Below are 22,080 nucleotides of genomic sequence, written 5' to 3'. Positions count from 1 at the left end.
CGGCGCGGCTCACGTGGAATCAGCGTAGGCGTCATGGGTCGGCGTCGGCCGCGGGGTCGGGGCAGGTTGCGCGGGCGATGACGGGTCGGCGGCCGGTCGACGGTCGGTTTCCCGGGCCTGCACCGGCAGGGGCCGCCAGGGCAACCGGGTGTAGGTCAGCGCGATGAGCAGCACCACGATGACGGTGCTGGCCAGCGTGGCGTCCACGATCTGGAACAGTGCGAACCGGTCGCCGTTGGCGGTCGGGCCGAAGATGCCGACGACGAGGCTGATGACGATCGCCGCCACCCGGAAGCCGGTGCGGGTGGCCCAGCAGGCCAGCGGGATGATCGCCCACAGCAGATACCAGGGCTGCACGACCGGGAACAGCAGCACGCAGATGCCCAGCGCGACGCCGAGGCCGCCGATCGGGTGCAACCGGCCGCGGAAGACGGCCAGCAGCAGCCACGCCACCATGACCGTGATGATCAGCACACCGATCGCACGGGTCAGTCCCAACACCGCGGTGGTGTGATCGCCCAGGCCCAGCAGGATGCCCACCTGCCCGGTGCCGAGCGCCAGCAGCGTCGGGGGCGACATCCAGCTGCGCACCACGTTCGCGGTGCCCAGCGTGTAGATCCAGCCGAAGCCCAGGCCGCTGGCCCAGCCCACGACGGCCATCACCGCCAGCGACAGGGCCGCCATGCCGCCTCCGGTCAACAGCAGGGCGCGCAGGTTTCCTCCCCGCCGGTAGGCCAGGGCCATCGTGACGAAGCCCAGCGCCAGCAGCGACGGCAGCTTCACCTGCGACGACAGCGTGATCAGGACGGCGCCGGCCACCAGCATGCCCAGCGGTTCCCAGTCGGGACCCGGCTTGAGGGAGCGCGGCAGCAGGCGCGGGGTGTCGACACCGCGCAGCGCGAATTCGGCACCCGCCAGCATCAGGCCCAGCATCAACGCCTCGTTGTGCACGCCGGCCACCAGATGCATGATCAGCAGCGGATTGGCCGCGCCCAGCCACAGCGCGCTGACCTCGGCGACGCCGCAGCGCCGGGCCAGCCGGGGCGTCGCCCACACGATCAGTGCGACGCCGAGCAGCTCGACGAGCCGGTGGCACAGCACGGCCGCGACGATGTTCTCCCCGGTGATCGCCGAAATGCCGCGCCCCATCCACAGAAACAGCGGGCCGTAGGGCGCGGGCGTCTCGCGCCACAGCGTCGGCACGGACAGGGTGAAGATGTGGGACAGGCCCAGCCCGGAGGCCGGGCCGACCCGGTACGGGTCGAGTCCCTCCAGGGAGATCTGGCTCTGCGCCAGATAGGAGTAGACGTCCTTGCTGTACATCGGTGGGGCGATCAGCAGCGGCAGCACCCACAGCAGCAGGGTGCGGTCCAGGTCACCGCGCGACATCCGCCGGTTGCCCAGCGCGAACCGGCCGAGCATCAGCCAGGCCAGCGCCATCATGACCGCGCCCGTGGTCGTCATCGTCAACGACACGGTCTGAATGCGCGACGGCAGGTTGAGCAGCCGCACCCCGAACGTCGGGTCCTGCACGACGGGCCGCGCCCCGGCGCCCAGCGCGCCGATCGCCATCAGCATCGTGCCGCTGGCGCCGAACAGGCGGATGCGGCGGAGCGAGGTCAGCTCGGTATCGTTCAGCGGCGTACCCACCGCCTGCTCGTCGCCGTGCAGACTCGCGATCGACGAGCTCAGCGTGTGGTGGCGGGCTGACATCTTCAGCAGCGTAGCCGTCCGGCGGTGTGACCAGCGCAACGCCAGGACAGGGGACCCTTGCTAGACCGATCGTCGGAATTGCGTCACACTGGTGTTGTGAAAATCCGAACCAGCCCCGATGGCGTCGCCGCGCCCGACGTCGGCGCTGCGAGCTCGGATCGTCACACCCGCCGCGCCATCGTGCGCCTGCTGCTGGAATCCGGAACGATCACCGCGGGCGAGATCGGTGACCGGCTGGGCCTGGCGGCCGCCGGTGTGCGCCGGCACCTCGACGCCCTGATCGAGGCCGGCGATGCCGAGGCCACGGCCCCCGCGGCATGGCAGCAGGCGGGGCGCGGGCGTCCCGCGAAGCGCTACCGGTTGACCGCCGGCGGTCGGGCCAAGCTCGACCACGCCTACGACGACCTGGCGGCGGCGGCCATGCGGCAGCTTCGCGAGATCGGCGGCGAAGAGGCGGTTCAGGCGTTCGCCCGGCAACGGATCGACGCCATCTTGACCGAGGTCACCGCGGCTGACAGCGCGGCGGACGACGACGTCGAGGCGGCCGCCGAACGGATCGCCACCGCGCTGACCAAGGCCGGGTATGTCGCCAGCACCACCCAGGTCGGCGGGCCGATTCACGGCGTGCAGATCTGCCAGCACCACTGCCCGGTCTCGCATGTCGCCGAGGAATTCCCCGAGCTGTGCGAGGCCGAACAGCAGGCGATGGCCGAGGTGCTGGGCACCCATGTCCAGCGGTTGGCGACCATCGTCAACGGCGACTGCGCCTGCACCACGCACGTCCCGCTGACGCAGAGCAAGGCTTCAAGTACGGCGCCCAGCCCGCGCCACATGACCGACACCACGAGCATCAAAGGAGCGTCTCGATGACACTCACACCCGAGGCCAGCAAGACGGCTACCGCGCCGCTGACCCAGGAAGAGGCGATCGCCTCCCTGGGGCGGTACGGCTACGGCTGGGCCGACTCCGACGTCGCGGGCGCCAGCGCCCAGCGCGGGCTGTCCGAGGCGGTGGTCCGCGACATCTCCGAGAAGAAGAGCGAGCCCGAGTGGATGCTGCAGGCCCGGCTCAAGGCGCTGCGCATCTTCGAGCGCAAGCCGATGCCGACGTGGGGCTCGAACCTGGAGGGCATCGACTTCGAGAACATCAAGTACTTCGTGCGCTCCACCGAAAAGCAGGCGGCGACCTGGGATGACCTGCCCGAGGACATCCGCAACACCTACGACCGGCTGGGCATCCCCGAGGCGGAGAAGCAGCGCCTGGTCGGTGGCGTGGCGGCGCAGTACGAGTCCGAGGTGGTCTACCACCAGATCCGCGAGGACCTCGAGGCCCAGGGCGTCATCTTCGTCGACACCGACACCGGCCTGCGCGAGCACCCCGAGATCTTCCAGGAGTACTTCGGCACCGTGATCCCGGCGGGGGACAACAAGTTCTCCGCGCTCAACACCGCGGTGTGGAGCGGCGGCTCGTTCATCTACGTCCCACCGGGCGTGCACGTCGACATCCCGCTGCAGGCCTACTTCCGGATCAACACCGAGAACATGGGCCAGTTCGAGCGGACGCTGATCATCGCCGACGAGGGTTCGTACGTGCACTACGTCGAGGGCTGCACCGCGCCGATCTACAAATCGGACTCGCTGCACTCGGCCGTCGTCGAGATCATCGTGAAACCCAATGCGCGCGTTCGCTATACGACGATTCAGAACTGGTCGAACAACGTCTACAACCTGGTCACCAAGCGCGCCCGCGCCGAGGCCGGCGCGACGATGGAGTGGGTCGACGGCAATATCGGATCCAAGGTCACCATGAAGTACCCGGCGGTCTGGATGACCGGCGAGTACGCCAAGGGCGAGGTCCTCTCGGTGGCCTTCGCCGGCGAAGACCAGCACCAGGACACCGGCGCCAAGATGCTGCACCTGGCGCCCAACACGTCGAGCAACATCGTGTCCAAGTCGGTGGCGCGCGGCGGGGGCCGCGCCTCGTATCGCGGCCTGGTGCAGGTGAACAAGGGCGCCCACGGATCACGCTCCAGCGTGAAATGCGATGCGCTGCTGGTCGATACGATCAGCCGCAGCGACACCTATCCGTATGTCGACATCCGCGAGGACGACGTCACGATGGGGCACGAGGCCACCGTGTCCAAGGTCAGCGAGGACCAGCTCTTCTACCTGATGAGCCGCGGCCTGACCGAGGACGAGGCGATGGCGATGGTGGTGCGCGGCTTCGTCGAGCCGATCGCCAAAGAGCTGCCGATGGAGTACGCGCTGGAGCTCAACCGCCTGATCGAGCTCCAGATGGAAGGCGCGGTCGGCTAGTGACGAATCTGACCGAAGCGGTCGAGGGGTCGTCGCTTACCGCGCTGAACAAGGGGGAGCTGTTCTCCTCCTTCGACGTGGACGCGTTCGAGGTCCCGCACGGCCGCGACGAAATCTGGCGCTTCACCCCGTTGCGCCGGCTGCGCGGCCTGCACGACGGTTCGGCGCATGCCACCGGCAAGGCGCAGATCACCGTCACCGAACAGCCGGGTGTGCGCACCGAAGTCGTCCGCCGAGGCGACGAGCGGCTGGGCCAGGGCGGCGTTCCCGCCGATCGCGTTGCGGCTCAGGCTTTCTCGTCGTTCAACTCCGCGACGGTGGTGACCGTGGCGCGTGACACCGAGGTCGCCAAGCCCATCGAGATCGTGGTGGACGGGCCGGGCGAGGGCGCGGTCGCCTACGGGCATCTGCAGATCCGCGTCGAGGAACTCGCGCGGGCCATCGTGGTCGTCGACCTGCGCGGCAGCGGAACGTACGCCGACAACGTCGAGATCATTGTTTCAGACTCGGCGGCGCTCGGGGTGATCTGGATCGCCGACTGGGCGGACGACATGGTCAACGTCAGCGCGCATCACGCACGGCTGGGCAAGGATTCGGTGCTCGGCCACGTCAACGTGACGCTCGGGGGAGACCTGGTGCGCACCTCGACGACGGTGCGGTTCACCGCCGCCGGCGGCGACGCTCAACTGCTCGGCACCTACTTCGCCGATGACGGCCAGCACATCGAATCCCGGCTGCTCGTCGACCACGCTCACCCCAATTGCCGCTCGGACGTGCTGTACAAGGGTGCGCTGCAAGCGGATCCGGAATCCGACCGTCCGGACGCACACGCCGTCTGGGTCGGCGACGTGCTGATCCGCGCCGAGGCGACCGGCACCGACACCTTCGAAACCAACCGCAATCTGATCCTCACCGACGGTGCCCGCGCCGATTCGGTGCCCAACCTCGAGATCGAGACCGGTGAGATCGTCGGCGCCGGACACGCAAGTGCCACAGGGCGATTCGACGACGAGCAGGTGTTCTACCTACGGGCCCGCGGTATCCCCGAAGACCAGGCCCGCCGATTGATCGTGCGCGGCTTCTTCGCCGAGATCATCCAGAAGATCGCCGTGCCCGCCGTGCGCGAGCGCCTGACCGAGGCCATCGAACACGAGCTTGAGCTGACCGAAGGAAACAAGAACTGATGACCACGCTCGAAATCAAGGACTTACACGTCAGCGTCGCGCGCACCAACGAGGCCGACGCCATCGGAATCCTCAAGGGCGTCGACCTCACGGTGTCCTCGGGGGAGACGCACGCGCTGATGGGTCCCAACGGATCCGGCAAGTCCACCCTGTCCTACGCCATCGCCGGGCACCCGAAGTACGAGGTGACGTCCGGATCGATCACGCTGGACGGCCAGGACGTGCTGGCGATGAGCGTCGACGAACGCGCCCGGGCCGGCCTGTTCCTCGCGATGCAGTACCCGATCGAGGTCACCGGGGTGTCCATGTCGAACTTCCTGCGCTCGGCCGCCACCGCCGTGCGCGGTGAGGCGCCGAAGCTGCGGCACTGGGTCAAGGAAGTCAAGGCCGCGATGGACGACCTGGGGATCGACCCGGCGTTCTCCGAACGCAGTGTGAACGAAGGCTTTTCCGGCGGCGAGAAGAAGCGCCACGAGATTCTTCAGCTGTCGCTGCTCAAGCCCAAGATCGCCATCCTGGACGAGACCGACTCCGGCCTGGACGTCGACGCGCTGCGGGTGGTCAGTGAGGGTGTGAATCGCTACGCCGAAGCCGAGCATGGCGGCGTTCTGCTGATCACGCACTACACCCGCATCCTGCGCTACATCCAGCCGCAGTTCGTCCACGTGTTCGTCGGCGGGCGCATCGTCGAAGCCGGCGGCCCGGAATTGGCCGACCAGCTCGAGGAGCACGGCTACGAGCGCTTCGTGCAGGCGGCGTCTGCGAAGGCCTGACATGACTCGGCGTGATGCGGCGGCTTCCGCTCTCGATCTCGCGGCGATCCGCGCCGACTTCCCGATCCTCAAGCGCGTCATGCGCGGCGGAAACCAGTTGGCGTATCTGGACTCCGGGGCGACGGCCCAGCGTCCGCTGCAGGTGCTCGACGCCGAGCGCGAGTTTCTGCTGACGTCCAACGGGGGCGTGCATCGTGGTGCGCACCAGCTGATGGAGGAGGCCACCGACGCCTACGAGCAGGGCCGCGCCGACATCGCGGCGTTCGTCGGCGCCGACGCGCAGGAGCTGATCTTCACCAAGAACGCCACCGAGGCGCTCAACCTGGTCTCCTATGTGCTGGGCGACAACCGGTTCGAGCGTGCCGTCGGCCCCGGCGACGTCATCGTCACCACCGAGCTCGAGCACCACGCCAACCTGGTCCCCTGGCAGGAGCTGGCCCGCCGCACCGGTGCCACGCTGCGCTGGTACGGCATCTCCGACGAGGGCCGCATCGACCTGGACTCGCTGGAGCTCGACGAGCGGGTCAAAGTCGTTGCCTTCAGCCACCATTCCAATGTCACCGGCGCGCTCGCGCCGGTGGGCGAACTGGTCTCCCGCGCCAAAGCCGTCGGCGCGCTCACCGTGCTGGACTCCTGCCAGTCGGTGCCGCACCGCCCGGTCGACTTCCACGCGCTCGACGTCGACTTCGCCGCCTTTTCCGGCCATAAAATGCTGGGTCCCAACGGGATCGGCGTGCTGTACGGACGCGGGGAGTTGTTGTCGGCGATGCCGCCATTCCTCACCGGCGGCTCCATGATCGAGAACGTCGCCATGGACGCCTCCACCTACGCCGCGCCCCCGCAGCGTTTCGAGGCCGGCACCCCGATGACGTCCCAGGTGGTCGGGCTGGCCGCGGCCGCGCGCTATCTCGACGGCATCGGCATGGACGCCGTCGAGGCGCACGAACGCGGGCTGGTCGCCGCCGCCCTCGAGGGCCTGTCCGGGATCGAGGGCGTGCGGATCATAGGGCCCACCGCACTGGAAAACCGCGGCTCTCCGGTGTCATTCGTCGTCGAAGGCGTGCACGCGCACGACGTCGGGCAGGTCCTCGACGACGACGGCGTCGCGGTGCGCGTGGGGCACCACTGCGCGCTGCCGCTGCATCGCCGGTTCGGGCTGGCGGCCACGGCCCGGGCGTCCTTCGCGGTGTACAACACCGCCGAAGAGGTCGAGCGGTTGGTCGCGGGCGTGCGCCGCGCGCTGGATTTCTTCGTCGGCGATCGCAAGCGCGGCGAAGCCGGGCGCAGCGGGTCGTCGCCATGGGTTGGGAGACAATGACCTTGCGCCTCGAACAGATGTATCAGGACGTGATCCTTGATCACTACAAGCACCCGCAGCACCGCGGGCTGCGGGAGCCGTTCGGCGCCGAGGTGTTCCACGTCAACCCGGTCTGCGGTGACGAGGTCACCCTGCGCGTCGCGCTGTCCGACGACGGCGAAACCGTCGCCGACGTGTCGTACGACGGGCAGGGCTGCTCGATCAGCCAGGCGGCCACCTCGGTCCTCACCCAGCAGGTGATCGGTCAAAGTGTCGGCGATGCCCTCAAGACCATCACCGCGTTCACCGAGATGGTGTCCTCCCGCGGCACCATCGATGGCGACGAGGACGTGCTCGGCGACGGAGTCGCGTTCGCCGGGGTGGCCAAATACCCCGCCAGGGTGAAATGCGCGCTGCTGGGGTGGATGGCGTGCAAAGACGCGCTGGCACAGGCTTACTCACGACAAGAACCAGCCCTCGAGGAGGTTACAGATGAGCGAGACCACCACACCACATGACGAGTTGCTCGCCGACGTCGAGGAAGCGATGCATGACGTCGTCGACCCCGAACTCGGCATCAACGTCATGGATTTGGGCCTGGTGTACGGCTTGGAGGTCGAGCACGGCGAGATGGGCCCGGTGGCATTGATCGACATGACGCTCACCTCGGCGGCCTGCCCGTTGCAGGACGTCATCGAGGACCAGTCGCGCAGCGCGCTCGTCGGCGCCGGCTTGGTCGACGAGCTGAAGATCAACTGGGTGTGGAACCCGCCATGGGGCCCGGACAAGATCACCGACGACGGGCGCGAGCAACTGCGCGCCCTTGGCTTCACGGTCTAGAACTTCGGTATCGACTCGAATCTCGCGCCGCTCTGCAGTCATCGTCTTTGCGCAGAACGGAAATGGCGCCTTTGGCCTCGAAGATCGCAAGATTGATGCAGTCGGCGTTGGGGTGGCCGTGCAGGCGTAACACGGCCTCCAGGTCGGCTGCGGTCAACCCGCATTGGCGCAGATTGCGTCGGTCTATCTTCCCGTCGCGGATCAGCACTTTCAGCGGTGGATCGATGAACCGTCGAACCCCCGGAATGAAGCGCAATCGTGCCAACACCGCGTGGGTGACCAGGAGGCAGATCAGCGCCGTGGTTGCGCTGAGCCACGACGCGTCACTGGCGGTGGCGGCCCTGCCGACGATGGCGCCCGCGGCGACCGCGGCGATCCAGTCGAAGGGCGCGAATTCGGCGAGGGTGCGCCGCTCCGTGAAGCGAAACAGGACCGCGGCGGTGAGGAACAGCGTCGAGGATTTGATGGCGGCACCGGTTACACCGGCCGAGTCGCCGATCAGGGCATGAAATATTCGGTCCACGCGTGCCTCCGTTCCCGGTAGTGAGCCTGGCCCCAACCGTTGTGAACTGTCATCACCCTTCACCGCCAATCACCCGGGTGAATGAACGGCAGGGGTGATGACGGTTAACCCCGCCGCGCGTCACGCTCACTGTATGAGCAGACCTGCGGAGGCCCAGGATGTCGCGCCGAGATCCACCGCCGCTATCACAAACTCCCCGGTTCGGACGCACAGCCCGATCGCCACTCCCTGCGGCATCGAACATCTCGATTTCTCGCCACAGTGTCAGCTGGCGTTCCTCGACAACGGTTTTCGGTGTGCGCGCCCGGCGGCGGCGTATGTGGAGTTTCACATGGTCGGTTACTGCAAACGCGACGATTGTGACGAGGATGGCAATGCCTGCGGTTTCGTGTGCGCGGACCATCTCGATGCGTTGGAGTACACGGCCGAGTGCACCGCACGGGAGCTACACCCCGCGAGTCCCGCGCGGCGGCTGTCCCGGCGCGTCGTTCGATGCCCATCCTGCGATAGACCGATCCGATCTGCCGCCGATATTCTGCAGGTCGTGGTGATGCTCTAGCCAGGCCGACGGTGGTCATCGGCCCTGTCTCAGAGCAGATTTCGCTAACCAGCGTTCGGCGTCGAGGGAGCATGCGCAACCGCTGGCGGCCGCGGTGATGGCCTGCCGGTAGCGGCGGTCAACCAGGTCGCCGGCGGCGAATACGCCGTCGACCGAGGTGTGGCTGGTCCCTTCTCGCGTGAGGACATACCCGTGGGGATCGAGATCGACGATGCCCACGAGCAGCTCCGAGCGGGGGCCGTGGCCGACGGCCACGATCACCGCGGAAACCGGCAGATCGCGCTCGGCGCCGCCTACGTGCTGTCGCAGCCGCAGGCCGGTCACCCACCGCCGCCCTCGGACGGCGAGGACCGAGGTGTTGGTGAGGACGGTGACCTTGTCGTGTGCGCGCACCCGGGCGGTGGTGAGCGGCGATGCGCGGAAGGTATCGCGGTGATGAACGATGGTGATGCTGCGCGCGATCCCCGTCAGGAAGAGCGCCTCCTCCATGGCGGCGTCCCCTCCGCCGACCACGGCGACATCCTTGTCGCGCAACATCAACCCCGCACCCTTGGCGGTGGTACTGACGCCTCGGCCCCGTAGCCTCTTCTCGCCGGGGATGCCAAGCGCCCGCGGGGCCGAACCCATGGCGAGGATGACGGCGCGGGAACGCCAGACCTTTCCGGCTGCCGCCACGGTCTTGACGTCACCGTCTAGCCGGAAATCATCGACGTCGTCGGGGTGCAGCTGGGCGCCGAACCGTTTGGCCTGGGCACACATGTCCCCTACGAGAAGTGGCCCGCCGGTGCCCTCGCGGAAGCCGGGATAGTTCTCGACGACCGTGGTGGTCATCAGCGCCCCGCCACGCGAAGTCCCTTCGATCAGCACCGTGTCGAGCTGCGCTCGCGCCGCATAGATGCCTGCGGTGTACCCCGCCGGGCCCGATCCGACGATGACGACGTCATGGATGCGGGCCGGCGCCGGCACTGCGGGAGCGGACGGGACAAACGTGCTAAACGGTTTGAGCGACAACGACTCCGGCGTCGCGCTCACCGCGCATCCGCACTCCCGTATCGCACGTGGGATTCAGCGCGCAATCGGTCGACCATGTGCGGGTAGTGAAGTTCGAAGGCGGGCCGCTCGGAGCGGATCCGGGGGAGTTCGATGAAGTTGTGTCGTGGCGGCGGGCTCGAGGTGGCCCATTCCAGCGAGTTGCCGTGTCCCCATGGATCGTCGACGGTGACCGGTTCGCCGTACCGCCAGCTCTTGAACACATTCCACACGAACGGCAGCATCGAGAAGCCGAGGATGAACGCCCCGATCGTCGAGACGATGTTGAGCGGCTGGAAGCCGTCGGTGGGCAGATAGTCGGAGTACCGGCGCGGCATGCCCATGCTGCCCAGCCAGTGCTGCACCAGGAACGTCGTATGAAAGCCGATCAGCGTCAGCCAGAAATGAAGCTTGCCGAACCGCTCGTCGAGCAGCCGTCCGGTCATCTTCGGGAACCAGAAGTACACCCCGGCATAGGTGGCGAACACGATCGTGCCGAACAACACGTAGTGGAAGTGGGCGACCACGAAATACGTGTCGGTGACGTGGAAGTCGATCGGAGGGCTGGCCAGCAGCACCCCGGACAACCCGCCCAGCAGGAACGTGACCAGGAAGCCCATCGCGAACAGCATCGGGGTCTCGAAGGTCAGCTGGCCCCTCCACATGGTGCCGATCCAGTTGACGAACTTGATCCCGGTGGGGACCGCGATCAAGAACGTCGTGAACGAGAAGAACGGCAGCAGCACCGCACCGGTGGCGTAGAGATGATGCGCCCACACCGCGATCGACAGCGCCCCGATGCTGATGGTGGCGTACACCATCGTGGAGTAGCCGAACAGGGGCTTGCGGGAAAACACCGGCACGACCTCGGTGATGATGCCGAAGAACGGCAGCGCGATGATGTAGACCTCGGGGTGGCCGAAGAACCAGAACAGGTGCTGCCACAGCAGGACTCCGCCGTTGGACGCGTCGAAGATGCGCGCGCCGAGGTGGCGGTCGGCGGCGGCGCCGAACAGCGCGGCCGTCAGCAACGGGAAAGCGACTATCACCATGATGCTCGTGACAAGGATGTTCCAGGTGAATACCGGCAAGCGGAACATCGTCATACCCGGTGCGCGCAGGCAGACCACCGTGGTGATCATGTTCACCCCGCCCAGGATGGTGCCCAGGCCGCCGACAATCAGCCCCAGGATCCACAGGTCGCCTCCGGCGCCCGGGGAATGGACCTCGTTGGAAAGCGGCGTGTAAGCCGTCCAGCCGAAATCCGCTGCGCCGCCCGGGGTGATGAATCCCGCCAGCGCGATGAGAGCACCAAACATGAAGAGCCAGAACGACAATGCGTTGAGCCGTGGGAAGGCGACATCGGGGGCGCCGATCTGCAAGGGCAGCACGAGGTTGGCGAACCCGAACACGATCGGGGTGGCATAAAACAGCAGCATCACCGTGCCGTGCATGGTGAACAGCTGGTTGTACTGCTCGTTCGACAAGAACTGCAGCCCCGGTGCGGCCAGCTCGGTACGGATGAACAGCGCCATCAGCCCGCCGACGAAGAAGAAGGCGAAGCAGGCGACGATGTACATGATCCCGATCAGCTTGTGATCGGTCGTGGTGATCAGGCGGTAGATCAGGTTGCCCTTGGGCCCGACGCGCGCCGGAAAGGCCCGGTGGGCGCGCAGCTCACCCACCGGGGGTGCGTAGGCGGACATCAGATTGGTCTCCTAATGCTGGATCCGTCTCCCGCCGGCGGTCAACGGCCTCGGCGCCGGACGACCGCGATCACCCATCGCGGTTCGCGTGCGCCGACGGCGACTTGGCATCGCGAAAGCCGCTGCGGTGGGGCAGCTTCCATCCTGGCCGGACGTAGTGGCACGTATAGCCCGACGGATACCGCTCGAGGTAGTCCTGGTGCTCGGGCTCCGCCTCCCAGAACTCGCCGGCCGGAGCCACTTCCGTGACCACCGCGCCGGGCCACAGTCCCGACTCGTCGACGTCGGCGATGGTGTCGAGCGCGATCCGCTTCTGTTCGTCGTCCAGATAGAAGATCGCTGAGCGGTAGCTGGTCCCGACGTCGTTGCCCTGGCGGTTCTTGGTGGTCGGGTCGTGGATCTGGAAGAAGAACTCCAGCAGCGTCCGATAATCGGTCCGGTCGGGGTCGTAGGTGATCTCGATCGCTTCGGCATGCCCGGGATGGTTGCGATAGGTGGGGTGCGCGTTCTGGCCGCCGGTGTAGCCGACCCGCGTGGACACCACACCGGGCTGCTTGCGGATCAGATCCTGCATGCCCCAAAAGCATCCACCCGCCAGGACGGCAACCTTGTGTGTCATGACCGCTGCTCGCTCACGGGTGCGCCGCCGCGTCGCTCCGCAGCCGCGTCGGAGAACAGGCTCAGGTATCGCCCGTAACCTTCGGCCTCGAGGTTGTCGCGGTGAATGAAACGCAGCGACGCCGAGTTGATGCAGTAGCGCAGGCCGCCTTTATCCCGGGGGCCGTCGCTGAAGACGTGCCCGAGGTGGCTGTCGCCGTGCGCCGAACGAACCTCGGTGCGTTCCATGAAGTGGCTGCGGTCGCTCTTCTCGACGACGTTGTCCGCGTCGATCGGCTGGGTGAAGCTGGGCCAGCCGGTGCCGCTCTCAAATTTGTCGACCGATGCGAACAGCGGCTCACCGGAGACGATGTCGACGTAGATACCGGGTTCCTTGTTGGCCCAGTATTCGCCGGAGAATGGACGCTCGGTCCCGCTCTCCTGGGTAACGTGGTACTGCTCGGGACTCAGCGCGTCGACCGCCGCCGGGTTCTTGGTGTATTCGTGTGACACGGATGCTCCTTGGTGAGTGTGCTCGGTTGTCCGATTAGTTGCGGCCGGCCATGATGCCGCCGTCGACGTTGAGGATCGCGCCGGTGACCCAGCTGGCCTGTTCGGAAAGCAGATAGGTGACGGCGTTGGCGACGTCGACGGGGGTGCCGACTCGTCCCAGCGGGTGAAGCGGCGCGAAAGTGTCTAGCGTGGCGTCGATTTCGTCCTTCGGGATAAAGCCCTCATACAGCGGGGTCTTGACAACCGCCGGCGCCACCGCGTTGACGCGAATCTTGTGCTCCGCAAGCTCGATGGCCAGATTGTGGGTAAGGGCGTGCAGGCCGGCCTTTTGCATCGAATACGCAGACGATGGTGTCAAACCGATGGCCTGATGTGCCCACATGCTGCCGATGTTGACGATGGAACCGCCCTCGCCATTGGCGATCATGCCCGCAACGACGGTCTGTGTCAGGAAGAACAGCGCGTAGTTGAGCTCCATGTAGGAGTCATAGAACTGCTGGTCGTACTCGAGAAACGGCCTGGGGATGAAGAATCCCGCCGCGTTGACCAGCAAGGTCGCGTCGTCGTGCTGCTCGGACAGCGCCCGCTGTACATCCGCGACGGCAGCGCGATCAGTCAGTTCGGCGGCGATGCCCCAGGCGTGGCGACGCCGGTTCGTCAGCTCAGCGACGGTGTCATCGACACGGTCCTTCGAACGTCCGATGATCACCGCGCTGCCGCCATGGTCGACGACATCGAGAGCGACCTGCCGACCCATGCCGGCACTGCCGCCGACAACGATGACCTTCTTGCCGTCAAAATGCATGTTCGGTCCCCTTCGTGGTTGTCTTTGACGGCTCCCCGCTGGGCCGCCGTCTAACGAGACTGCAACGTCGCGGACTGAGCCGGCATCACCCCAGCCGTCTGTTCACCCGGGTGATTTGATGCGGAGTTGGGCGCGAGTCCTTGTCCCGGGCAACTTCGTCGGCGGGGAGAGTCACTGCGATTTGGCGACGACCGGCTGTTCGCGGGTTGCGTCGATAGCGTCCACCAACAGCCAGAGCGCTAAGCCGATGAGCGCGATGTCCTTCATCAAGAATTCGCCATCGGCGGACAGAATGGGAAACCCACCCGCAGACGCCTCGCCGACCCCGGGCGTCGTGATCATGAAACTCAGCGTGGTGACGAAGAACAGAGAGGCGACTATCCCGCCCACCACGGCAGCTTTCGGAGACCAGGGCTTGAGGGCCAAGAGCGCCGCCGTGACCAATTCTACCGTTCCGTTCAATCGGCCAAAGGCGTCGATGGACATGATTTCGTAGACCCAACTCAAGAAGGGGCTGTTGGCCACCCAATGCGAAATGCCGTGGGACTCATAGTAAGTGAATTTCATGGCGCCGAACCAGGCCAGGACTACAGCCAAACCGTAACGTGCGACGAGGGGCGCGATGACGTTTATTCGAGACTTTCCTGGCCCAGCAGTCATCATGGCGGTGGCCTCACTCTGCGACATGCGGTCTCCGTTCTGTGTGTCGGTCGCGGCTCAGATCAGCGACCACTATCTACGCGCATGGGGTGAGTTGTCCTCATCCCCGGATGCAATTCACCCGGGTGAGACGACGGTAAGCCGTTGCGGGGCATGCCGTTCAGTGCGCACAAGCCGGCTCCGGCAGGTCGAGATCGGCCTTCGTCAAACGGTAGACCTGTAGCGTGAGGTTGTAGTACTTGTCGGTCTCGCCGACCCACTCCATCCCCACTCGCCGGGCGGTAGCCACACCACGGCGATTCTCCGGTCGCACGACTGCGAAGACCTCACTGATACCGGGGTTTTCGAATGCCTGATGGGCAACCGCGTGACCGGCTTCCGCGCCGTAACCGTAGCCCCAAGCGTTCGGAGACAGCTGCCACCCGATTTCCAGATCCGTGCCGCCCGGCGGCAGCGGAAGCAGGGCAACGCCCCCGATTACGTCTCCCGCGGTGTTGTCGGTGATCGCCCACCGGCCCAGCGGCAGCCCGGTCGGGTCGCTTTCGGCGATCCATGCCGCCAGGACGTGTCGCATCACCATCGCGTCGGGGATGGGGGGCAAGGCCGGGCACAGCCAACGCGCCACTTCGGGCGCACCGTAGATCGCATATGCGGCGAGAGCGTCATCGAGTTCCCACGGCCGCAACACCAGCCGGGGTGTCTCGATGCGCCGCGTGTCCGCGTCCCAGTCGACGTGATGATGCTCAACCATTCCCGCCCCTAGCGTTGTCGTGTGTAGTGCCCAAACGTTGTGGGCGCGGTCCGATCCGTCAGTTCTCGTTGGTTCCCAGTGTGTTTGGCGTCTCGGCCCTGATGGCCACGATGGTCTCCGCGTCCTCCAGTGCGACCTTTTTGGCGGCGCGCACCACCGCGCGCACGTCGCCGGCGGGTATGACCGCGGCGCCCGAGGCGTCGGCGAAGACGTAGTCGCCGGGACGGACCGCCACCCCCGCGATCACCACCGGACGGTTCGCCTCGTACGGGGTGACGATGTCGCCGCCCGACCGCGTTGTCTCGCCGCGGCAATAGACGGCGAGGTCGTAGTGCGCCAGCTCGGCGAAGTCGCGCAGCTTCCCGTCCGCGAGAATGCCGGCGAGCCGATGGTTATGGACACGCGACAGCTTTGTCCCGCCGCCCAGCGACGCGTCGCTGCAGCCATTGCTGGCCAGGACGAGCACGCGCCCGTCGGCGCCGCTTTCGATGGCGTCGTAGAACAACCTCTTGAAGTTGTAGCGCTCGGGAGGGAGGGCGACCCGGCACGCCGGGAAGTAGGAGATGGTCACGGCGGGACCGAAGAGACGGCGGCCGGGTGTCGGGCTCACCAGGTCGAGGAGGTGACAACGATGTCGGTGCCGGCGCCCCATGGCGTCCACGATGTCGGCGGTGCGCACGCGACCGGCGAGTACGTCGAGGGATTGCATCAGCGGTCCGGGGTCGCGATACGCCAGGACTGGGCGCCACGGAAGTCGAGCCAGGTGTCCGTGCTCGTTTGCACGAGTCGGGCCAGGACGTCGTCGCAGCCCGGGCAGCGCACCACGATGCCGGGGCCGCGGTGGTAGACGTGGCTCTCGGCGAAGGCGGTGTTACGACAACATTTCCCGCAGGTCAGCGTCGCGGTGGTGACCTCGAATCCCAGCACTTCCGCGAAGGCGCCGGCGGCCGCGTTGCCGTCGACGTGTGTCGGTTCGGTCATCATTCCTCGCTTCTGGATTAGTTGCTCGGCCCAAACCGCTCGGTCCGGATGGCTGACGGCTGATGCCCCTGCTCGATCAGCATTGCGGTCACCGATTCCACGAATCCCGTTGGGCCGCACACATAGATGCGCAACTCGTTGCGGGGTGCCCAGCGGGTCGGCGCGAAGTCAGCGGCACGCACCCGGCCGGACGGCCGCGTGGTGTGTGGCGCGGCCGAGCGGGTGTAGACCCGTGTGACCTCAAGCCAATCACATTCACGCTCGAGCCGCGCCAACTCTTGGGCGTAGTACACATCGGTAGGACTGCGCACCGAATAGATCAGCCGAAAGTGGGCGCTGCCCACCACTAGCCGCTGTCGCAGCATCGCCATCAACGGCACGATTCCCGATCCGCCGCCGACGAGTAGAACCTGACCCCCCTCGTCGGGGCGCCAGACGAACCAGCCACCGATGGGGCCGCGCAATTCGATCTCGTCGCCGGCAGCGAGTCCGAGGAGAAACGGCGAGACCTCTCCGTCGGAGATCCGCTGCACGGTGAGTTCGATGTGCTCACCGTCGGCCGGTCTGCTCAGCGAGTAGCTGCGTTGCGCGCTGTACCCGTCCTCGGCGGTCAATTTGAGATCGATGTGCTGGCCGGCCAGGTGGCCGCCCCAGCCGGGCACGGTCAGCCGGATCGTGCGCGCCGAATCGGTCTCGGGGTGAGAATTCACGACACGCGCGACCCGCCACCGTAGCGCCGGTTTCACCTCGACATCCACAGTCGCCGTCAATCCCCGGCGTAGCGTTGTTCTCGCCACGGGTCCCCGTAGTTGTGGTAGCCCAACCCTTCCCAGAAGCCCGGTATGTCGCTGTCGCGCAACTCAATGGATCTCACCCACTTCGCGGACTTCCAGAAATACAGGTGCGGCACCAGCAGCCGTGCCGGGCCGCCGTGCACCGGGCTGAGCGGTGCGCCGTCGTAGGCGTAGACGATCCACGCCCTGCCGCCGAGAAGGTCGCGCAGCGGGAGGTTGGTGGTATAACCGCCGTAGCAACCGACCAGTGCGAATTCGGCGGCCGTGTCGATCCCTTCGAAAAGAGTGTCTACAGCTACGCCCTCCCACATGGTGTTCAGCTTGGACCACGTGGTGACGCAGTGGATGTCGACGGTGGGCCGCTCGCTGGGCAATTGCCTCAACTGGGCCCAGGTCCACACGCGTTCGGTGCCATGCTCGTCGCGGATTGTGAACCGCCAGCGATCGAGGTCGATGCGCGGAGTCGGTCCCGCCTGCAGCACGGGGAAGTCCGCGGTCAGATGCTGACCGGGCGGCAACTCGACGACCGACTCGGCGCGACGCCCGCGAAAGCCCTTGTTGACGACAGTCATTGGTGTCCTTTTGGCAGCAGATTTGGGGGAGCGGGATAGGACCCGAGCAGTTGCCGCCAGGATGCTACGAATTTGGCGACGCCGTCATCTTCGAGCGTCCTCACAACGTCCTTGAGTTCCACGCCGGCTGCGCTGATGTTGTCGAGCACGGCTCGGGCGTCGGCGGCCGTCCCGGTGATGGAGTCGCCGCTGATCACGCCGTGATCGGCGAGTGCCTCCAGGGTTTTTTCCGGGATGGTGCTGACAGTGTGTGGCGCGACCAGCTCGGTGATGTACATGGTGTCGGGATAGGCGGGGTTCTTCACCCCGGTGGAGGCCCACAGCGGGCGCTGCACATGGGCGCCGTCGTAGCCGAGCGCGGCGTAGCGGTGTCCGGCTTGGAACACCTCCTGGTATGCGGCATAAGCGAGCCGGGCGGTGGCGATTCCGGCACGTCCGCGCAGTTCCATGGCTGCCTCGGTGCCGATCGTCTCCAGCCGCTGGTCGATCTCGGTGTCGATGCGGGAGACGAACAGGGATGCCACGGAATGGATTTGGGTGAGGTCTTTGCCGGCGCGCTGCGCCGCCTCCAGCCCGGCCAGGTAGGCGTTCATCACCGCACGATGGCGCTCGACCGAGAAGATGAGGGTCACGTTGACTGAAATGCCCTCGGCCACAGTGGCGGTGATCGCGGACATACCGGCCGACGTCGCGGGGATCTTGATGAACAGATTCGGCCGATCGACGATCTTCCACAACTCGACGGCTTGACTGACCGTCTTGTCGGCGTCGTGGGCTGCCCTCGGGTCCACCTCGATGGATACCCGTCCGTCGACGCCACCGGAGGCTTCCCACTGCGGGCGCAGGACGTCGCACGCTTGCCGGACGTCGTCGGTGATGACGGTGCGGATCGCCGATTCGGCGTCGGCGCCGCCTTCGGCCAGTTCGGTGATCTGCCGATCGTAGGCATGGCCATGTGAGATCGCCCGCTGGAAGATCGAGGGATTGGTGGTGACGCCGACTACGCTTCTGGTGTCGATCAGCCTCTGCAGGTTGCCGGATACCAGACGGTCGCGCGACAGGTCGTCCAACCAAACCGAGACCCCCGCCGCCGAAAGCGCGGTCAGGGTTGGGTCTTGCGTCATGTGTCTGCGGCCTCCTGCCGATGTCGGCGGCTACGCGCTGTTCGTGCGGTGAGGAGCGCGGCGGCGAACGCGACGACCGGCCAGTACGCGCCGGCCAGCATCCGCCGGTCCCGCGTCGTCAAGCTAATGCGGCGCGCTGTTTGCGTCACAGATCCTCCGTTACCAGGCCTTCATAGAGCGTTGTTGCACGACTGCGCGTGCAAGCCCGTTGCTGCGGAACTCATTCCCGCCCGGTCGATGGCCAGGTTGTGTATGGGCACCTGCCGGGTGGTGTTCTGAGCGTGGCCCGGACCCGGCCAAGCCGTCATCACCCTCCAGCACCATTCACCCGGGTGATAATGCTCAAGCTGGACGGACGGTTAGACCCCTCAAGGGTGTGTCCAGTGATTGCGGCACGAATCGCAGCTCCGCGGCGCCAAAGGACACACCGAAGCGGGCGCACCACAGAATGACGCTGCCGACTCCGGCGGTGTCGACATGGCTACTCGTGTGTCACTCAGCCAGACGCGCAGCTGCGGACCCAACGTGGCATGGAGATTGTCCAGCCGCAGTATCCGTGACCCGTCGGGCAAGGTCGCCAGCCGCGCAGCACCGCTGGTTGGGTGGATGTGGCTGGTGAATTCTCCTAACTGGGTGGTCTGAGCTCCTGGCGGCGGCATCTCATCGATTGTGGTCTTGATCAACAACTTCCACGGTGCCAGCCACCACACGGCGGCAGGCAGTGCGCCCAGGACAAGGGTCGCCCGGGCCACGGGCCGCGGCGCCAACCACTGTGCGGCGTCAGTCCAGATCATCGTGCGCTATCAGCCGCCTGGCCGCCTCGGTGATCGAGCCGGACAGCGACGGGTAGATCGCGAGCGTCTGCGCCAGCCCGTCGACCGTGATGCGATTCTGCACGGCCACGGCGATCGGCAGGATCAGCTCCGAGGCGATCGGGGAGACCACCACACCGCCGATCACGACGCCGGTGGCCTGTTGGCAGAAGAGTTTGACGAAGCCATGACGCAGCTCCGACATCTTGGCGCGCGCATTGGTTTCGAGTGGCAGCATGATGGTCCGGGCCGGCACCGAGCCGTCGTCGATCGCCGTCTGCGGCACGCCGACCGCGGCGATCTCGGGACGCGTGAATACCGTGGCCGCGACGGTGCGCAGCCGGATCGGACTAACCGCCTCGCCCAGCGCGTGATACATCGCGATCCGGCCCTGCATCGCGGCGACCGAGGCCAACGGCAACAGGCCGGTGCAATCCCCGGCGGCATAGATCCCGGGAACCGACGTCCGTGACACCCGGTCTACGGTCAGGTGGTTGCCGCGCCCCAGCTCGATGCCCACCCGCTCCAGGCCCAGGCCGTCGGTGTTGGGGGTCGATCCGATCGTCATCAGGGCGTGGCTGCCCTCAACGGTGCGGCCGTCGGTCATCGTCACCACGACTCCGCCCTCGGTGCGGACAACCGATTGCGCGCGTGCGTTTTTGACGAGTTTGACGCCGCGTTCGGCAAACGATTCCTCCAGTACCCATGCGGCGTCGGCATCCTCGTAGGGCAGCACCCGGTCCCGGCTGGCCACGACGGTCACCGCGGCACCGAGTTCGGCGTACGCGTTGGCGAACTCGGCGCCGGTGACGCCCGAGCCGACGACGATGAGGTGCTCGGGCAGCGCGGTCAGGTCGTAAAGCTGGCGCCAGGTCACGATGCGCTCGTCGTCGGGCTGCGCCGAGGGCAGGATTCGCGGGCTGGCGCCGGTCGCGACCAATACGACGTCGGCATCTCGCACCATCGCGGTGCCGTCGGGCTTGGTCACCTTGACGCAGTGGCGCGCCAGCCCGGGAGTCGCGTCGATCAGCTCACCGCGACCGGCGATCAGCTCGACGCCCATGCTGAGCAGGTCGGCGGTGATGTCGGCGGACTGGGCGGCCGCCAATGTCTTGACCCGCTGGTGGATTTCGGGCAACGAGATCTCCGCGTCGGCGATACCGATGTCCAAGCTCAGAGGCGCCCGGCGCAGTTCGGTGCGCAGCCCGGTGGAGGCGATGAACGTCTTTGACGGCACGCAGTCGCACAGCACGGCCGCACCGCCGATACCGTCGGCGTCCACGATGCTCACCCGTGCCACCTCAGGCCCTCGGGCGGCGGCGACCAGTGCCGCCTCGTAACCGGCCGGGCCCCCGCCGAGGATCACAATGCGGGTCGGCACAGCTCGAACCTCACCATCCGGCCGGACGACAGGTCATCAAAAACGCCATCCACCACCGGCGTTCGTGTCTTCATCGCCGATGATATGGATGGCGGCTTCCTCAGCCGACGCGGCGCCACCGTCAATGCCGACGTCGTAGGCAAGGTAATCCGTAGCCGGATCCGTAGGGTCTACGTCGAAGGCGACGAGCCGGCCCGCGCGCATGCCGCCGACCTGATCGTCGATCGGCTCGCCATCGCTGTCAGCGCTATCACCGATTCCGTCGCCGTCCCACTGGTCGGTCACGTCCGGCAGCTCACGGGCCAGCCGGCGCGCCAGACTTTCGTGGGTGCGCGCTTCCCTCGCGGTGAGACCCCACGCCCGCAATTCCCGCGGGCTTTCCGGGGGTGAGTAGCCCTCGTCCAGGTCGATGCCCGTCTGTTCAGAGTCCACGCTTTCTTCCGGCTCGAGCAGGTGGGCCCCGACGTCGTCGAATTCAGAAATCCCCATCAGCGCCGTCTCCATTCCTTATCTGCAAGGTCGCACTCGCGAAGCGAAGCCGTGCGCCCGCCCGGTGGTTGCCTCAACCGAGCGCCTCGACAAGATCGCGGCAGGCTCGTTCACAGCGACGGCATACCTCGGCGCACACGCGGCAATGCTCGTGTTTCGCCGCGTGCTTGTCGCACTCGTCCCCGCTTGTCTTACAGGCGACGGCGCACGTTTGGAGCACCGTCCTGGTCAAGTTGGCGTCATAGCCCGTGTGCCGGGACAGCACGCGCCCGGTTGTCGCGCAGACATCCGCGCAGTCAAGGCAGGTACGGATGCATTTGGTCAAGTGGTTGACGTCGTCTTCACTGAGGCAGGCGTCTGCACACGCTGTGCACGCCTGGTCGCATTCAAAACACGCGTCGATACATGCGACCAGCTGTCTCGATCGATCCGGCCTAGATCGCGGGGATAGGTCTCCAGCATTCTCCTGGCGGCGTTCACTACGTCCTCCTTGTCAGGTTCCTCCTTGTTGGAGGCTGTCTCACACAACAGAACACGGCTGCGTAGCTGTAGACATCAAAAGCATGGCGTGCAAACGGGTGAACTGTCCTCGCCCACCTGAGTGCCTCACCCGGGTGATAAAACGACGTGACGAATCCGCCGAACCCACTACCCAAGATCAC

Annotated in this window: 23 protein-coding genes and 1 pseudogene; 7 read left to right on the top strand and 17 right to left on the bottom strand. The window is 66.4% G+C overall.

The window, feature by feature from the left end; all coding sequences use genetic code 11:
* Positions 1-9 precede the first annotated feature (9 nt).
* The gene (gene mptB / locus OCQ_RS15960; RefSeq protein ID WP_014385239.1) at positions 10-1,713 is read right to left on the bottom strand and encodes a polyprenol phosphomannose-dependent alpha 1,6 mannosyltransferase MptB; all 1,704 of its coding nucleotides are present in this window, start codon (positions 1,711-1,713) and stop codon (positions 10-12) included.
* A gap of 96 nt (positions 1,714-1,809) precedes the next feature.
* Here mptB and OCQ_RS15955 point away from each other — a divergent pair, with 96 nt between their 5' ends.
* Genes OCQ_RS15955 through OCQ_RS15925 form a run of 7 tightly spaced genes read left to right on the top strand, consistent with a single transcriptional unit; the run spans position 1,810 to position 8,122 of the window.
* Complete coding sequence (locus OCQ_RS15955; protein WP_009955755.1) at positions 1,810-2,583, top strand: helix-turn-helix transcriptional regulator; 774 nt, start codon at positions 1,810-1,812, stop codon at positions 2,581-2,583.
* Entirely contained in the window at positions 2,580-4,028 is a 1,449-nt protein-coding gene (gene sufB, locus OCQ_RS15950; RefSeq protein WP_009955754.1) for a Fe-S cluster assembly protein SufB, read from the top strand. Before OCQ_RS15955 ends, sufB begins: the two co-directional genes overlap by 4 nt.
* Positions 4,028-5,212, top strand: coding sequence for a Fe-S cluster assembly protein SufD (sufD, locus tag OCQ_RS15945; protein ID WP_009955753.1), 1,185 nt, complete (start codon positions 4,028-4,030; stop codon positions 5,210-5,212). Before sufB ends, sufD begins: the two co-directional genes overlap by 1 nt.
* Positions 5,212-5,985, top strand: a complete 774-nt coding sequence (gene sufC, locus OCQ_RS15940; protein ID WP_009955752.1) for a Fe-S cluster assembly ATPase SufC — start codon at positions 5,212-5,214, stop codon at positions 5,983-5,985. Before sufD ends, sufC begins: the two co-directional genes overlap by 1 nt.
* Position 5,986: 1 nt before the next feature.
* Entirely contained in the window at positions 5,987-7,303 is a 1,317-nt protein-coding gene (locus OCQ_RS15935; protein WP_014385238.1) for a cysteine desulfurase, read from the top strand.
* Positions 7,300-7,800: a Fe-S cluster assembly sulfur transfer protein SufU gene (gene sufU / locus OCQ_RS15930; protein WP_014385237.1), complete on the top strand. Its 501-nt coding sequence runs from the start codon at positions 7,300-7,302 to the stop codon at positions 7,798-7,800. The genes OCQ_RS15935 and sufU overlap by 4 nt, the downstream gene beginning before the upstream one ends.
* Positions 7,775-8,122 carry a metal-sulfur cluster assembly factor gene (locus OCQ_RS15925; RefSeq protein WP_008258091.1) on the top strand — a complete coding sequence of 116 codons (348 nt, stop codon included), beginning with the start codon at positions 7,775-7,777 and terminating at the stop codon, positions 8,120-8,122. Before sufU ends, OCQ_RS15925 begins: the two co-directional genes overlap by 26 nt.
* Here OCQ_RS15925 and OCQ_RS15920 read toward each other — a convergent pair.
* From OCQ_RS15920 to OCQ_RS26150, 16 genes and pseudogenes are all read right to left on the bottom strand, one after another.
* On the bottom strand, positions 8,112-8,645 hold the full coding sequence (locus OCQ_RS15920) for a DUF421 domain-containing protein (protein ID WP_014385236.1): 534 nt from the start codon (positions 8,643-8,645) through the stop codon (positions 8,112-8,114). The two genes, OCQ_RS15925 and OCQ_RS15920, sit on opposite strands and share 11 nt — an antisense overlap.
* Positions 8,646-9,219: 574 nt before the next feature.
* On the bottom strand, positions 9,220-10,170 hold the full coding sequence (locus OCQ_RS15915) for an NAD(P)/FAD-dependent oxidoreductase (protein ID WP_014385235.1): 951 nt from the start codon (positions 10,168-10,170) through the stop codon (positions 9,220-9,222).
* 62 nt (positions 10,171-10,232) lie between these two features.
* Positions 10,233-11,939, bottom strand: coding sequence for an aa3-type cytochrome oxidase subunit I (ctaD, locus tag OCQ_RS15910; RefSeq protein WP_041785082.1), 1,707 nt, complete (start codon positions 11,937-11,939; stop codon positions 10,233-10,235).
* Positions 11,940-12,009: 70 nt separating this feature from the next.
* A complete protein-coding gene (msrA, locus tag OCQ_RS15905) occupies positions 12,010-12,558 on the bottom strand; it encodes a peptide-methionine (S)-S-oxide reductase MsrA (RefSeq protein ID WP_041297910.1) in 549 nt (182 codons plus the stop codon).
* Positions 12,555-13,049, bottom strand: a complete 495-nt coding sequence (msrB, locus tag OCQ_RS15900; protein ID WP_014385232.1) for a peptide-methionine (R)-S-oxide reductase MsrB — start codon at positions 13,047-13,049, stop codon at positions 12,555-12,557. The genes msrA and msrB overlap by 4 nt, the downstream gene beginning before the upstream one ends.
* 34 nt (positions 13,050-13,083) lie before the next feature.
* Positions 13,084-13,854: an SDR family NAD(P)-dependent oxidoreductase gene (locus OCQ_RS15895; RefSeq protein ID WP_014385231.1), complete on the bottom strand. Its 771-nt coding sequence runs from the start codon at positions 13,852-13,854 to the stop codon at positions 13,084-13,086.
* Positions 13,855-14,025: 171 nt separating this feature from the next.
* Entirely contained in the window at positions 14,026-14,541 is a 516-nt protein-coding gene (locus OCQ_RS15890) for a YkgB family protein (RefSeq protein ID WP_014942447.1), read from the bottom strand.
* Between the two features lie 133 nt (positions 14,542-14,674).
* Entirely contained in the window at positions 14,675-15,265 is a 591-nt protein-coding gene (locus tag OCQ_RS15885) for a GNAT family N-acetyltransferase (RefSeq protein WP_014385229.1), read from the bottom strand.
* Positions 15,266-15,323: 58 nt separating this feature from the next.
* Positions 15,324-15,974 (bottom strand): RraA family protein, encoded by a 651-nt coding sequence (locus OCQ_RS15880; protein ID WP_014385228.1) that lies wholly within the window; start codon positions 15,972-15,974, stop codon positions 15,324-15,326.
* Positions 15,974-16,249: a DUF6510 family protein gene (locus OCQ_RS15875; RefSeq protein WP_014385227.1), complete on the bottom strand. Its 276-nt coding sequence runs from the start codon at positions 16,247-16,249 to the stop codon at positions 15,974-15,976. Before OCQ_RS15875 ends, OCQ_RS15880 begins: the two co-directional genes overlap by 1 nt.
* Before the next feature lie 14 nt (positions 16,250-16,263).
* Positions 16,264-17,004, bottom strand: coding sequence for a ferredoxin reductase (locus OCQ_RS15870; RefSeq protein WP_014385226.1), 741 nt, complete (start codon positions 17,002-17,004; stop codon positions 16,264-16,266).
* A gap of 8 nt (positions 17,005-17,012) precedes the next feature.
* On the bottom strand, positions 17,013-17,612 hold the full coding sequence (locus tag OCQ_RS15865; protein WP_008258058.1) for a sulfite oxidase-like oxidoreductase: 600 nt from the start codon (positions 17,610-17,612) through the stop codon (positions 17,013-17,015).
* Positions 17,609-18,736 carry a transaldolase gene (gene tal / locus OCQ_RS15860; protein WP_014385225.1) on the bottom strand — a complete coding sequence of 376 codons (1,128 nt, stop codon included), beginning with the start codon at positions 18,734-18,736 and terminating at the stop codon, positions 17,609-17,611. The genes OCQ_RS15865 and tal overlap by 4 nt, the downstream gene beginning before the upstream one ends.
* 780 nt (positions 18,737-19,516) lie before the next feature.
* The gene (locus tag OCQ_RS15855; protein WP_008258053.1) at positions 19,517-20,929 is read right to left on the bottom strand and encodes an NAD(P)H-quinone dehydrogenase; all 1,413 of its coding nucleotides are present in this window, start codon (positions 20,927-20,929) and stop codon (positions 19,517-19,519) included.
* A 36-nt stretch (positions 20,930-20,965) separates the two neighbouring features.
* Positions 20,966-21,433 carry a DUF5709 domain-containing protein gene (locus OCQ_RS15850; RefSeq protein WP_008258051.1) on the bottom strand — a complete coding sequence of 156 codons (468 nt, stop codon included), beginning with the start codon at positions 21,431-21,433 and terminating at the stop codon, positions 20,966-20,968.
* A gap of 58 nt (positions 21,434-21,491) precedes the next feature.
* Positions 21,492-21,880: pseudogene (locus OCQ_RS26150) on the bottom strand (four-helix bundle copper-binding protein).
* Positions 21,881-22,080 lie beyond the last annotated feature (200 nt).

Source organism: Mycobacterium paraintracellulare (assembly GCF_000276825.1).
Classification (GTDB): Bacteria; Actinomycetota; Actinomycetes; order Mycobacteriales; family Mycobacteriaceae; genus Mycobacterium; species Mycobacterium intracellulare.
Note: the sequence above shows the minus strand (reverse complement) of the source record. Positions and strands in the feature narration are given on the sequence as shown.

Coding starts and splice junctions, on each gene's coding strand:
- mptB (WP_014385239.1), bottom strand. CDS start 1,713: ATGTCAGCCCGCCACCACACGCTGAGCTCGTCGATCGCGAGTCTGCAC.
- sufB (WP_009955754.1), top strand. CDS start 2,580: ATGACACTCACACCCGAGGCCAGCAAGACGGCTACCGCGCCGCTGACC.
- sufC (WP_009955752.1), top strand. CDS start 5,212: ATGACCACGCTCGAAATCAAGGACTTACACGTCAGCGTCGCGCGCACC.
- OCQ_RS15935 (WP_014385238.1), top strand. CDS start 5,987: ATGACTCGGCGTGATGCGGCGGCTTCCGCTCTCGATCTCGCGGCGATC.
- sufU (WP_014385237.1), top strand. CDS start 7,300: ATGACCTTGCGCCTCGAACAGATGTATCAGGACGTGATCCTTGATCAC.
- OCQ_RS15925 (WP_008258091.1), top strand. CDS start 7,775: ATGAGCGAGACCACCACACCACATGACGAGTTGCTCGCCGACGTCGAG.
- ctaD (WP_041785082.1), bottom strand. CDS start 11,939: ATGTCCGCCTACGCACCCCCGGTGGGTGAGCTGCGCGCCCACCGGGCC.
- msrA (WP_041297910.1), bottom strand. CDS start 12,558: ATGACACACAAGGTTGCCGTCCTGGCGGGTGGATGCTTTTGGGGCATG.
- OCQ_RS15895 (WP_014385231.1), bottom strand. CDS start 13,854: ATGCATTTTGACGGCAAGAAGGTCATCGTTGTCGGCGGCAGTGCCGGC.
- OCQ_RS15890 (WP_014942447.1), bottom strand. CDS start 14,541: ATGTCGCAGAGTGAGGCCACCGCCATGATGACTGCTGGGCCAGGAAAG.
- OCQ_RS15885 (WP_014385229.1), bottom strand. CDS start 15,265: ATGGTTGAGCATCATCACGTCGACTGGGACGCGGACACGCGGCGCATC.
- OCQ_RS15880 (WP_014385228.1), bottom strand. CDS start 15,974: ATGCAATCCCTCGACGTACTCGCCGGTCGCGTGCGCACCGCCGACATC.
- OCQ_RS15875 (WP_014385227.1), bottom strand. CDS start 16,249: ATGATGACCGAACCGACACACGTCGACGGCAACGCGGCCGCCGGCGCC.
- OCQ_RS15865 (WP_008258058.1), bottom strand. CDS start 17,612: ATGACTGTCGTCAACAAGGGCTTTCGCGGGCGTCGCGCCGAGTCGGTC.
- tal (WP_014385225.1), bottom strand. CDS start 18,736: ATGACGCAAGACCCAACCCTGACCGCGCTTTCGGCGGCGGGGGTCTCG.
- OCQ_RS15850 (WP_008258051.1), bottom strand. CDS start 21,433: ATGGAGACGGCGCTGATGGGGATTTCTGAATTCGACGACGTCGGGGCC.